15 protein-coding genes are annotated in these 10,669 nt (G+C 64.5%); all 15 read right to left on the bottom strand.

What is annotated here, in order from left to right; translation table 11 throughout:
* Nucleotides 1-13: 13 nt before the first annotated feature.
* Genes ABE463_RS08790 through ABE463_RS08720 form a run of 15 tightly spaced genes read right to left on the bottom strand, consistent with a single transcriptional unit; the run spans nt 14 to nt 10,667 of the window.
* A complete protein-coding gene (locus ABE463_RS08790) occupies nt 14-709 on the bottom strand; it encodes a phage minor tail protein L (RefSeq protein ID WP_346467899.1) in 696 nt (231 codons plus the stop codon).
* Entirely contained in the window at nt 706-1,176 is a 471-nt protein-coding gene (locus ABE463_RS08785; RefSeq protein ID WP_346467898.1) for a hypothetical protein, read from the bottom strand. Before ABE463_RS08785 ends, ABE463_RS08790 begins: the two co-directional genes overlap by 4 nt.
* 2 nt (nt 1,177-1,178) lie before the next feature.
* On the bottom strand, nt 1,179-2,006 hold the full coding sequence (locus tag ABE463_RS08780) for a hypothetical protein (RefSeq protein ID WP_346467897.1): 828 nt from the start codon (nt 2,004-2,006) through the stop codon (nt 1,179-1,181).
* A 9-nt stretch (nt 2,007-2,015) separates the two neighbouring features.
* Nucleotides 2,016-2,351, bottom strand: a complete 336-nt coding sequence (locus ABE463_RS08775; protein ID WP_346467896.1) for a phage tail protein — start codon at nt 2,349-2,351, stop codon at nt 2,016-2,018.
* A 13-nt stretch (nt 2,352-2,364) separates the two neighbouring features.
* Nucleotides 2,365-5,499: a tape measure protein gene (locus ABE463_RS08770; protein WP_346467895.1), complete on the bottom strand. Its 3,135-nt coding sequence runs from the start codon at nt 5,497-5,499 to the stop codon at nt 2,365-2,367.
* 36 nt (nt 5,500-5,535) lie between these two features.
* Complete coding sequence (locus ABE463_RS08765; RefSeq protein WP_346467894.1) at nt 5,536-5,784, bottom strand: DUF4035 domain-containing protein; 249 nt, start codon at nt 5,782-5,784, stop codon at nt 5,536-5,538.
* A gap of 23 nt (nt 5,785-5,807) precedes the next feature.
* The gene (locus ABE463_RS08760; protein WP_346467893.1) at nt 5,808-6,212 is read right to left on the bottom strand and encodes a phage tail assembly chaperone; all 405 of its coding nucleotides are present in this window, start codon (nt 6,210-6,212) and stop codon (nt 5,808-5,810) included.
* A 9-nt stretch (nt 6,213-6,221) separates the two neighbouring features.
* A complete protein-coding gene (locus tag ABE463_RS08755) occupies nt 6,222-6,686 on the bottom strand; it encodes a hypothetical protein (RefSeq protein ID WP_346467892.1) in 465 nt (154 codons plus the stop codon).
* A 9-nt stretch (nt 6,687-6,695) separates the two neighbouring features.
* Nucleotides 6,696-7,055, bottom strand: a complete 360-nt coding sequence (locus ABE463_RS08750) for a DUF3168 domain-containing protein (RefSeq protein ID WP_346467891.1) — start codon at nt 7,053-7,055, stop codon at nt 6,696-6,698.
* Nucleotides 7,052-7,474, bottom strand: coding sequence for an HK97-gp10 family putative phage morphogenesis protein (locus tag ABE463_RS08745; protein WP_346467890.1), 423 nt, complete (start codon nt 7,472-7,474; stop codon nt 7,052-7,054). Before ABE463_RS08745 ends, ABE463_RS08750 begins: the two co-directional genes overlap by 4 nt.
* Nucleotides 7,475-7,478: 4 nt before the next feature.
* The gene (locus ABE463_RS08740; protein WP_346467889.1) at nt 7,479-7,817 is read right to left on the bottom strand and encodes a head-tail adaptor protein; all 339 of its coding nucleotides are present in this window, start codon (nt 7,815-7,817) and stop codon (nt 7,479-7,481) included.
* A gap of 1 nt (nt 7,818) precedes the next feature.
* Nucleotides 7,819-8,160: a head-tail connector protein gene (locus ABE463_RS08735; protein WP_346467888.1), complete on the bottom strand. Its 342-nt coding sequence runs from the start codon at nt 8,158-8,160 to the stop codon at nt 7,819-7,821.
* A gap of 3 nt (nt 8,161-8,163) precedes the next feature.
* The gene (locus tag ABE463_RS08730) at nt 8,164-8,523 is read right to left on the bottom strand and encodes a hypothetical protein (RefSeq protein WP_346467887.1); all 360 of its coding nucleotides are present in this window, start codon (nt 8,521-8,523) and stop codon (nt 8,164-8,166) included.
* 54 nt (nt 8,524-8,577) lie between these two features.
* Nucleotides 8,578-9,789 carry a phage major capsid protein gene (locus ABE463_RS08725; RefSeq protein WP_346467886.1) on the bottom strand — a complete coding sequence of 404 codons (1,212 nt, stop codon included), beginning with the start codon at nt 9,787-9,789 and terminating at the stop codon, nt 8,578-8,580.
* Nucleotides 9,790-9,800: 11 nt separating this feature from the next.
* Nucleotides 9,801-10,667, bottom strand: coding sequence for a head maturation protease, ClpP-related (locus ABE463_RS08720; RefSeq protein ID WP_346467885.1), 867 nt, complete (start codon nt 10,665-10,667; stop codon nt 9,801-9,803).
* Between the last annotated feature and the right edge of the window lie 2 nt (nt 10,668-10,669).

The following is a 10,669-nucleotide window of genomic DNA, read 5'->3' as shown; positions in this document are numbered from 1 at the left end:
TGGTGGCGCGCTGTCAGGTGCGCAGCAGGCCAGCGGCCGGGAACCCGCCATAGGGCAACGGGTTGTTCTCGCCGAAGCGCTTCTTGCAGCTGCGCACCAGGCCGGCGCACACGTCGCGCGCGGGGTCGGAGACGGGGTTGTCGTTGATGTCGAAGTAGGCCGAGCCGTTGTAGGTGCAGTACGGCCCCCGGTAGCCGCCGCGGATCAGCCAGCCGCAGGTGCCGGCGATGATCTGCCGGCCGGGCAGCTGCTCCCCGTTGAGGTCGATCGCGGTGGCCAGCTCGAACTCGACCGTTTCGAAGTCCTCCGAGACCTTGCGCTCGATGAACCAAATCTCGTCCAGGAAGTGTTCGTTGGGGTCGGCGGTCGGATTGCCGTCAGGGAAGTTCGCCGCGTCCAGGTACTTCACCAGCGTCTGCCGGCGAATGATGCGCGCTCCAACCATGTCGTCGAACATCAGGCACAGGGCACCGATGCGGCCATCGATGTTGCTCACGCGCAGGCGCGGGTTCGGCGGCTGGTCGCTGGTCCTGGCAAAGCCGGTGGCCTCGATCGGCCAGGCGCCGTACTCCTGCCCCTGCCACCAGATCACCCCCGTCTGAAGGTGCTGGTGGAAGAACAGCTGATCGGCGCCGAAGCTGCTTGCGTCGAGCTCGTAGACAGTCACCCGGCCGCCTGGTTCCAGCTGCTGCGCGTCGGCGGTAATCATTCCATCTCCGACGATTCACCGCTGCGTAATGGCAGCGACACCTCGCTCGGCCAACCAAAAGCCTCTGGCTGCGGCAGCAGAGGGCGGACCTGGTCCCAGGTTTCAATACCGGCAGGCGCGTTCGCAACCAGTTCCTCAAGCTTCTGATTCACCGCATCGCGCCACGCCACCATTGCCCGTGCTTCATCGCGGTAGCGCGGCACACCGCTGTTGAAGTACCCAACGCACGTTTCGATGCTGTCGTAGCGCCGCTCGTTGATCCACGCATTCATCCAGTTCCATGCGTTACTTCGGATTGATTGGTAGTGCTGCGGACTATGTAGCACATATGGGAGCGCCACTGGCAGCGGCCTATTACCGGCATCCACCCATGCCTGAAATTCATCCCACAGACGATGACCCTTTGGAATGAACGCGCCGGTGGCAAGGCACTCGATCTCGTCTGGACTATCGGTCGATCGATACATAGTCAAAGCCTCGCGTCGGCGAAGTACTCGCCGAGATAAACAAAGTTCTGGTTTATGTTGGTTGGTACACCAATGATGCCAACAAATGTGCGGTCGACCGTAGGCGAATTTGATGCCAGGTTGGTCCGTACAACCGGCGCCGCATACACCATCGCCGGCGTAGCCCTTTTGGCCACCTTGAAGGCGCTCTGGGTGCCGGCATGGCCCCCAATCGCGCTTACACACCCATACAGGTATAGCCAACCGCGCTCGTAATAACGCTGGACCATCGCAAGATCCACCGCAGCTGGGACTGGGATAAACGCTGTCGCTAAGCTTCCCCGCTCGAGCTTGGGCCTGCTGTATGTGACGCCTGCGGCAGTTATCTGCAACACCATGTCCCCGCTACCCGAAGGGGACAAGGTCACACCTCGGCGACCAGGACCTGCGGTAATCGTCCCGGTGGCACCGCCGACACTCACCGCAATGCTTCCACTTGGGTTTTCGACACTGAAAGTAAGAGGTGAGCCCCATGCCAGCAGCGGTGCCTCTACGACCTGCTGCAGTGGTCCGCTGGTGTGGTTGAACACGCCCGTTGTCGCGTTGATGGTTACATTGCAACCACCGGCGCCGGCCTTCCACATGTCATAACCATAGGAACCTGCAGCTACCGCTCCGCCGCTGAATCCACTTTGATTGACTGGCGAGCCGCAGCTGATAAGCATGTTCGCTCCAGCCATCGCAGCATAAAGCTCAGCGAAGTTCTCATTGGCTTTGGTAAATGCGATCTTGGCGATATCGCCGATCCAGCCAGGGTTCTGGGTGGTTGTGTCGATTACTTGGCGTGCCATGGGTATCCCTTACGGCTGGAACGTCTGTTCGAACGTGGCGCTGAGCGTGAATACGCCGCCGCCATGCGGTGTGAGGCTGTAGGACTTGCACAGGTAGAAGCCCTGCTCGCCGAGAGGCGGCGTCCACAAAAACGAGATGCCGCCCTTTCGAGCGCGGAGAAAATCACGCGCGGCTCGCACCTTCGCCTCGCGGCCGACAATGGAGATCGGCCATTGCTGCTCCTCATTGTTGAGGCCGTCGGCGGAGGTCTGCCGGTAGCCGTCACCGAACCGCGCCTCCTTGACGTCAAACGAGCCAGAGCCTGTGCTGTCGGTGCGCACGCACCAGGTGAATTCATCAGCCATTGCTGTTCCTTGGTCAGGCGAGAATGCCGCCGGGGCGCTTCTGCTGGATCAGCTCGGACTTGACCAGGTTGCTGACCAGCGTCCCCAGCTTCTGGCCCAGCTGGTCGTTGGTGCCGCTGCTGGTCGTCTGGGTGCCGCCATCGGTGACGGTCACGTTGGTGATCACCTGAATTGGTGCGGCGTTGGAGGAAGCGCCTCCACCAGCTCGGCCATTCATCAATGGCGAGACGAGGCCGGGCTGCGCGCCCATCATCAACATCGTCTGGCCACCGACTTGGAGCAGCTCCGGTCCGTACTCAGCGACCGGCTGCATGGATCGCGCGCTCACCGGTCCGCCGGCAGCCTTGCCGGCGCCCTGCGAGATAGCACCGCCCACAGCGTTCACCCACCCAGAACCAGCACCGCTGTAACCAGACGCCCAGTTGCCCACCATCTGGAATATCTCGGCGGCTGCTGCCTCAGCCAGCATGCGCTGGATCGCTTTACTGAACCCCTCGACCATCCCGCCCAAGCCGTCTTCGAATGGGTCGAACAGGAAGTCGGCGAAGCTGCTCTGCATGTTGCGGGCGGCCTGGTCGGCTTGTACTGAGAGCCCACCAAACTTGCTCTCGGCCTCGCTGGCGAACTTGGCCGCTCCGGCAGCCTGCTGGTCCCACACCTTCTCGATGTCGGCCATCTCATCAAGCCAGTCCAGCCAGCGCGCGCCATCCTCCAGCGCGGACTTCTGCTCCTGACTCAGCATGGACAGCGATCCGGCCGCCGTCTCGTAAGCCATCTTCGCTGCGTTGCCGACAAGGCCGTAGGTGGCGATCTGCCGCTCCAGATTGGCGATCTGCTCGGCGCCATAGGCGCGCGACCTTGCTTCATTCTCCGCATCGATCAGCCGGGTAATCTCCGCCCGATGCGCCTCGCCAAGGCGAAGGACCTGGACCTCGATCTCATGCTGGCGATTGGCTGCCGCGACGGCCGACTCACCGCGACCATAGGCCGCAGAAAGCTCGTCCTGTTGAGCAATGGATCGCTGCAGCTGAGCGCTGTACTCCGCCCACTGCTCTCCGCCCTTGGCCCCGGAACGGCTGGAGGCGGCACTACGCTTGGAGGCCTCCTGCGCCGCCTCAGTTTGCTGGATGAGCCGCGAGCGCATCTCAATCTGTCGGTTGAACTCGGCGCGCTGCTCAGCAGTAAGGGCGCCGACACCACCCGCTGCATTGATCTGCTGCCCGATCTCCACCTTCATCGCGGCGATCGCGCCGTCCCGCACGCGCACGAGGTTGACGATCTGCGAGTTCAGCCCGCTCTGCAGGCCCTGCAACTGCTGATTCGCGTCGGCGGCGGCGCCACCCACCTGGCGCAGTGCCTCGGCCTGCTTACGCGCCGAGTCGGCGGCGGCATCCGTCGGCGACTTTGTCGCTTCCTGAGCTGCGCGGAAGCCGTCGAGGCGCTGGGTTGCCTCCTGCACCTTGCGGGCATTCTCTTCCCACGCCGCGCCAGTGGCGATCAGATGATCTCGGGCCGAGTCGCTGTAGTAGCCGGTCTTCGAATACCTTTCCAGAACAGCCGCGATCCGGCGCGAGCCATCCTCTACAGTCAGCGTGCCAGCGTCCATGTCGCGCTTGATAGCGTCGAGCATGGGGCGGAGGTTCCAGTTGTCCATCCCCGTGCGCAGCTGCTCCATGCTGCGACGCATCTCGCCGGTTGCTTCCGTGACCTGCTTCTCGGCCTCGCGAATGGCCTGCATCTGCTGTGCAGCGCCGAGCGCCTGGAACTTACCGAGCACTTCGTCCAACGGGCCAGTCATCTCCCGAAGGGCCGCTGTCGCCTCGGAGGAACTGTCTCGGAACAGTAGCCATCCGGCGGCCACGGTGCCAAGAGTGATCGCCAGGCCGGCAGGCCCTCCGAGGACGCCCAGAAGGCCACGCCCCAGATTGCCGGCGAGGCTCGTTGCTCGACCATAGGCGACCTGTGCCTCAGCGGCGGCGATCGAGGCCTGACGCTCGGCGAGCAGAGCCGCCGCGAGATTCCGGGACTGCCTTGCGCTCTCTGCAGTTCCGCGTGCGGCAGTGACCGCCGCCTGGGCCCGCCGCAGATCCGACTGCGCCTTGGCCAGCCCAACGGCCGTCGCGTCCCTGATGGCGACCGCCTCGGCTACAACCGCGACGCGATTCTGCACGAAGCTCACCGCTGCCTGGGCAGTGGCGGCCCCGATCTGGACCATGCGCCCGGCCAGGCCGCCCAGCGCCGCGGCGCCGCCGACGGTGATGAGCGCTTCGAGATTCTCGGTTACCAGCTCCAGCCCGCCCACCAGCACCTGCGTGGCGCCGTACGCATCGTTCTGGCTTCCCACCCAAGCGCGAAGCTCGTTGCGGAACCGGACACCGGCATCCTGCACCGTCGTAGGCATTGCCTCCACTTCGGCACGCAGCTTCCCCATCTGGGATGTGATCGCCGGAACGACGACTTGGGCCGTGAGCTGGCCATCCTTGGCCATCTGCTGCAACTGCTGGGTAGTTTTACCGAGGCCTTCGCCCAAGGCCTGCACGACGCGCGGGGTCTGCAGAAGCAAGGTCTGGAACTGGTCAGTCGCGATCGCACCCTGCACCATCGACTTGGCCCAGGCGTCGTTCGCCGATGCGCCACGCTGAGCGTTGCTGCCACCAGCGACCAAAGCCAAGCCGAGGGCCTCAGCCGCATCAAGCGTGTCTGACGCAGCGAACCCCATCTCCCTCATGGACTGCGCGGTGCCTGCGAACTGATCGGCGGCTTCGTTGAAGTCGCGGTACGTCCGGTTCGCAATCTCCAGAAGGCGCGTCTGCGCCAGGGCGAACTCATCCTGGCTCTGAGTCGCAAGCCGGATCCGGGCAGAGATCTGCCCCCAGTCGTCGGCCATGGAGATGAGGTTGCCGACACTGAACGCCGCGGCGGCCACCGCCGCATACCGGCCGATAGCTTGGGAACTGGCCTCCACCGCATTTGCGTGGGTGCGGGCCGCCGCCGTCTGGGCATTCCACGACTGGGAGGCCTGAGCGCCCTCCTGTCGCACAGAGCGGAAGTACTGTGCCCCCATACGTCCGGCACGATCCATCTCGCGCTGGTATTTGGTCGTGTCCGCAGTAACGGACACGATCAACTCTCGCAGGCTCGTCGACACGAAGCACTCCAGAAGAAAAGGAAATGGCGGCTGTTGTCAGCCGCCCATCAGGCGATCCATCGCCGAGTCGGGGTCATCCCCTGCCGCTTCGCCCCAGCGAGGCATGAGATCGCCGATCTTGCCGCCCCCCATCGCCGCCGCGACTTGCGCAGCGTGGAAGTCTTCCCGGTCCATGCCGATCGGGGATTCACGGTTACGCGCGAGCCATATCGCCAGCTCGTCCGGCTCCATCGTCTCGCGCAGCTCCCGAAGCGTTCGCCCCATCCGGAGCGCGAGGTCACACATAAACCGCAGGTCCGGCTCCTGCGTCAGACGTTTCCCGCGTCGGCCACCGGATCAGAGGTGGTAGTGATCCCCGACAACGAGAACGCCTTGTCGACCAAGCGGCCATGCACCTCAGAGAAAGAGGCGGCCACATCGTCCGCATCGCGGTCGCTGAGCACGCGCTTGCCGTCCTCTCCGAAGAGCGTGCGCACCAACACCAGCGCAGTTGCCGGAATCACGTTGACCGGACGCTCGGACGGCTCGCCTGGCTCCAGCCCGGCGGCCTCGCGTGCACGCGCGATCGAGGCCCGGTAGTCGATCCAATCGCCGGCGGTGAGCTGCCGCACGATCAGCTTTGCGCCTTCCCATTCGTCGACGGTGAGCCGCTCATGCTTGAAGGGCGTGAGCGGGGCCGTGGCGAGGGCGCGCAGGTTGCTCTGCTTCGCCATGAGATCTCCTTACGGGACCGGCGGCACGTAGGCCACCCGGACAATGCGGCTCACGATCGCGACCGTGAAGGTGGCAGACCAGGCGCCGTTGACGCTGGATTCTTCGCTGGTCTGGGTGACCACACCCACGAAGCGCGCTTCGCGGTTTCGGCTGTCGATGACCCGGAAGATGTAGCGATCGCCGGTTTCCTCGGCGTCGCGGAGCTGATCCTGCGCCTCGTCGCCATCGAAGTAGTTGCCGTTGAACGTTGCCGTGCCGTTGTCCTTCAGGCCGAAATCTTTCTCGACCACTTCGCTGCAGAACGTCGACACATCGATCTCGGTCCGCTGGCCGCCGGCGCGGTTGTAGCCCTTGAGCGTGCAACCCAGTTCGATGTAGTCCTCGTCATCCGGGGTTCCGACCGGCAGAGCCTCGGCCGATTCGATGGAGATCATCAGGCGCGTGCCCTGCGATCGGGTGTACTTGGAGGTCATGATGGTTCCTCAGGTTGGAGTTTCAGTGGTTGCTGCGACTTCCCAGGACACGCGGAAGAGCTTTGTGTCGGACTCGTAGTCACCGGGGAGGCGACGGATGCTGCTGGCGGCAAAATCTGCGTCCTGGACTTCCAAGAGGCGCTTCACCTCCCATGCCAGGGCCGTGGCTTCGCCGCGGCTATCAGCCCAGCAGTCGATCTGCACGGCGCCAGCATCACTGCCATCGGCACCAGAGAAGGTCATGCCGAGCTCGCCGCCGACATGGAAATGGGTGATGTAAGGACGCACCACGGGCGTGGGTGCCACGCCGCCGTAGACCCTGCCCCCAGCAAGTGCGGAAAGCCGCTGTTGGATGGTTTTCTCAATCATCGCCGCCCCAACGCCTCGTCTATAGCGGATGCCAATCGCTCCCGTACTGCGTCGGCGATTTCACCCTCATGGCTGTCCCAGCTCGGGCGAATCCATGGCCGAGCCGGTTCCTTGCTCGTGCCGAGTTCGGAGAAGCGCCAGGTGTAGGCGGGGCTGGAGCGGCGGTCGTGGCGTTCTACCGAGCGGACTCTCACACCAGAAGTGAAAGTGCCAGGATCGTTGTCTCTCTTCGCCGCAGCCACGACACCCCTGCGTGTGGCTCCCTCGTCGATTGGTGCGGCATCGCGCACCGCGTCACGGCCCACCCGGGCGCCGGCCATGGTCGCCTGCCGTAGCACACGCTGCTGGGCCCCCTTCTTCAGCGACGCGAAGTCTTCCGCGAGCCCGGAGAGGCCGCGGATATCGACGTTGATACTCATGAGATCAGCCTTGATTGAGGCCTGCGACAGCGATGATCGCCGTCTCACTGCCGTCGTTGCTGGTGCCGGCAGACTTGATGTCGTAGATGCGGCCCATGCGGTCGATGATGCGCCAGCTGGGGTCGATCTCTCGCGGCAAAATGTCCCAGCGGACCTGCTCGCGGTAAGAGTCCGCGCCTGAGGCGACTGCCTCAGCCGTCGCACTCAACTGGTTGGTGAGCCTCGCCCAGACCTCTACGACGCGGACCCACTCAACACCCACAGCCTCTCCGAGGTCGTTGCTGACGGAAACCTTCCGCTCGAAGCGAATCAGATGGCGCCGCTGGCCGGCCGGAATTCCCACGTCAAACCCCCAGCCCGACCCGGTAGGGCCAGAGCAGGCTGCGCGTTCCTTCCTTCATCTCCGACACGATGGTCCCGGTGATCACGTTTTCGCGGTTGGCGTACAAGTGCCCGAGGGTGAGCAGCACCGCCGCCCGGATCGCGTCGTTGACGATGATCGGGTCACAGCCCGCGGCGCCGGCCAGAACCGCTGCCGCGAGCGCATCCTCGTCCTCGTAGACGCGACGATTCAGGAAGTCCTGGGCTGCGTCTTCAGCCGCGCCTCCGTAGAGGGTCAGCATCTGGTCGTCGTCGCTATCGGCCCGACAATGCTGCCGGGCCTGTTCGATGGTCACCAGGCGCATGGCTCAGGCCTGGGCCTGCGTTGCGGCCTTGATGGCGGTTTCAATCGCTTCAACCACCGTGGCGCGAGCTTTATCGCCCTTGGCAGTCTCCGCCTTCAGCGCTGCGTCAAGCCGTGCGAGGTCGGTCACCGCCGCAATCGCCGCGATCGCGTCGGAAGCCTTCTGGCGGACCAGCTGAGCGCCATCGTTGGTCTCGCTGGTCGGCGCCGCGGGGGAGCCGCCGGCCGGGGCGGACTGCCCAGTCAGCTTCACGAGGCCGCGCTTGGCCAGCAAGTCTGCGTGCTGGGCGGATACGTCGAACTGTGCGCCGCGGCTGCGGCTTCCGTGGTGTTCGAACGAGGTGAGTGCAATGACCTTGGCCATGATTCGGTTCCTTCGTCAGGGGAAGCGCCCGGGGCTACCGGGCGCCTCAGGGGATCAGCCGCCGGCGCCCGCGCCATCGGTGACCGGCAGGCCGTCGAAGCCGCCCTTCACGAAGGCCTCGGGGCGGAAGACGGTCAAGCCCACGTCCTCTTCGCAGAGGATGGTGACCATGTTCTTGACGAAGTTGTCGCGGTCCTGGTTGGAGACGGTGATGTTCGCCTGCTCGCGGTCCCAGCCCTGAGCGCCCATCTTGAAGGCACCGGTCAGGAAGTCGCCCAGGTCCATGGCCTTGGTGGCCACGACCGGACGTGCCCACAGGCCGGGAACGGCGAGGCCACGCGGCGTGGCGAAGAGGTAGGCGTTCTCGGTGGTCTTCGACAGCTCGATGGTGGTCCAGTCGATCGGGTTCAGCACGATGCCGTCGGCCTCGTACTCGGCCAGGGTGACTTGCAGCATGGCAATGCGCAGACGGTCGATGGCGGTCTCGTTCTGCACCACCACACCCGGGTTCGCGTAGGTCGTCGCCTGGGTGTACAGGCCGTTGATATTCAGGCCAACGCCCGAGCCCTTCAACAGCTGGGCTTCTTCCTTCAGCTTCAGGCCGTACATCAGGCGGCCGTTGATGTAGGCCTGCAGCATGCCGGCGTCGCGCAGGACCTGCTTGGAGGCGCGAATCCAGTGCGCAATGGTTGCGACCTTCGCCGAGTCCAGCTCGAAGGCCAAGTCAGACTCAGGCTTCGGGTTGGTCGGATTCTCGGCCACGACTTCGGAATTGTTGGTGAATCCCGTTTCCCGCACGTACTCCAGGCTATCCGACGTGGTCGTGCCCCAGGTGAGCAGATCGCGAAGAAACAGGCGCTGGTTCGGGGTGGCCACGATTCCCGGGATACGGTGCGGCTCGATAAGGCTGCCCGCCGATGCGTCCTCGCGCGTGATCGCGGCCTTGACCGTGAAACTGCCCTGCATGCCGGGGTTGAAGTTCTTGCACACGTCGGAGGTCGCCACGATCTCGCCGATGGTGCGTGCCTTGGCCGGCACCCCGCCGCCCTGCTCGAGCTTGGCGATCACCTGCTGGGCTGCCTGCAGGTTGGCCTGCAGCTCGCCCTGGGCGACCAACAGCTGGTCGACCTTGCCCTTGGTTTCTTCGGACAGCTGTGCATGCGCGCTGATGTCGGCCTTGGCCTGCTCCGCGTGCTTCTTCAGCTGTTCATTCACCTGCCCGAGGCTGGCGTTGATGTTCTTGATGTCGTCGTCGATCTGGGCCATTGAGGCTCTCCTTACAGGATGTTGGTGAGGTTCGCGGCCAGCGCCGCGGTGGTCGTGAAGCCGGCAGCGTCACGCTGGCCGTGTTCGGTGGGCTCGCCCTCACCGCTGCCAGCGGGATCACCCGCGCTGGACTTGAATTGGCTGATAAGACGCATTGCCTCGGACTTGGGCATCCCCGATGCCCGGAGCGCTGCCTCCATACGGCGAACGGCTGACGCGTTTTTGCCGTCGTCGGTCTTGCTGATCTCATCGGAGTCGAGCAGCGAATCAGCGAAGCCTTGCGATACAGCAGCGCTTCCGCCGATGTAGGACTCGCGATCCATCAGCTTCTGCATCGCCTTGACGTCCTCACCGGTCCGGGCCGCATAGACGTCGGCCATGGCCTGGTCGAAAGGCTCCAGCTGGTCGGCGATCTCGCGCAGCTCGTGTCGGTTGCCCGCAGCGAGCAGCCAGCAGTTGTGGATCATCAGGAAACCGGCGCGCGCCACCTGGACCTGATCCCCGGCCATTGCAATGATCGAAGCGGCAGAGGCGGCGATTCCCATGACCTTCACGGTCACCTCGCCGGGGTGCTCTCTCAGCATCGAGTACATCGCCAGGCCTTCGAACATGTCCCCGCCGGGCGAGTTGATCGCCACGGTCACAGGACCCTTGCCGAGCGATCTCAGGGCAGCTGACATGCGCTTGGCAGTAAAGCCGCCGCCCGTCCACCAGTCTTCGCCGATGACGTCGTAGATGCCGATAGTGCGGTCTTCCTCACTTTCGGCAGCCGCGCGAATGCTGGAGTCCCAGCGATCAAATGCAGTCGGCGCGATGTAGCTGCGCACGTCCATCTGCGGCCGTCCGCTGGGGACGCCCGGGGTTGCACGGATGGTCATCT

It is taken from the genome of Stenotrophomonas sp. TWI819 (genome assembly GCF_039673075.1).
In the GTDB taxonomy this organism is placed as follows: Bacteria; Pseudomonadota; Gammaproteobacteria; order Xanthomonadales; family Xanthomonadaceae; genus Stenotrophomonas; species Stenotrophomonas rhizophila_B.
The sequence above is the reverse complement of the archived record's forward strand: the minus strand, read 5'-3'. Positions and strand labels throughout refer to the sequence as shown.

Bases quoted from the DNA above. Each gene is read 5' to 3' on its own strand.
- ABE463_RS08790 (WP_346467899.1), bottom strand. From the start codon at position 709: ATGATTACCGCCGACGCGCAGCAGCTGGAACCAGGCGGCCGGGTGACT.
- ABE463_RS08785 (WP_346467898.1), bottom strand. From the start codon at position 1,176: ATGTATCGATCGACCGATAGTCCAGACGAGATCGAGTGCCTTGCCACC.
- ABE463_RS08780 (WP_346467897.1), bottom strand. From the start codon at position 2,006: ATGGCACGCCAAGTAATCGACACAACCACCCAGAACCCTGGCTGGATC.
- ABE463_RS08775 (WP_346467896.1), bottom strand. From the start codon at position 2,351: ATGGCTGATGAATTCACCTGGTGCGTGCGCACCGACAGCACAGGCTCT.
- ABE463_RS08765 (WP_346467894.1), bottom strand. From the start codon at position 5,784: ATGTGTGACCTCGCGCTCCGGATGGGGCGAACGCTTCGGGAGCTGCGC.
- ABE463_RS08760 (WP_346467893.1), bottom strand. From the start codon at position 6,212: ATGGCGAAGCAGAGCAACCTGCGCGCCCTCGCCACGGCCCCGCTCACG.
- ABE463_RS08755 (WP_346467892.1), bottom strand. From the start codon at position 6,686: ATGACCTCCAAGTACACCCGATCGCAGGGCACGCGCCTGATGATCTCC.
- ABE463_RS08750 (WP_346467891.1), bottom strand. From the start codon at position 7,055: ATGATTGAGAAAACCATCCAACAGCGGCTTTCCGCACTTGCTGGGGGC.
- ABE463_RS08745 (WP_346467890.1), bottom strand. From the start codon at position 7,474: ATGAGTATCAACGTCGATATCCGCGGCCTCTCCGGGCTCGCGGAAGAC.
- ABE463_RS08735 (WP_346467888.1), bottom strand. From the start codon at position 8,160: ATGCGCCTGGTGACCATCGAACAGGCCCGGCAGCATTGTCGGGCCGAT.
- ABE463_RS08730 (WP_346467887.1), bottom strand. From the start codon at position 8,523: ATGGCCAAGGTCATTGCACTCACCTCGTTCGAACACCACGGAAGCCGC.
- ABE463_RS08725 (WP_346467886.1), bottom strand. From the start codon at position 9,789: ATGGCCCAGATCGACGACGACATCAAGAACATCAACGCCAGCCTCGGG.
- ABE463_RS08720 (WP_346467885.1), bottom strand. From the start codon at position 10,667: ATGACCATCCGTGCAACCCCGGGCGTCCCCAGCGGACGGCCGCAGATG.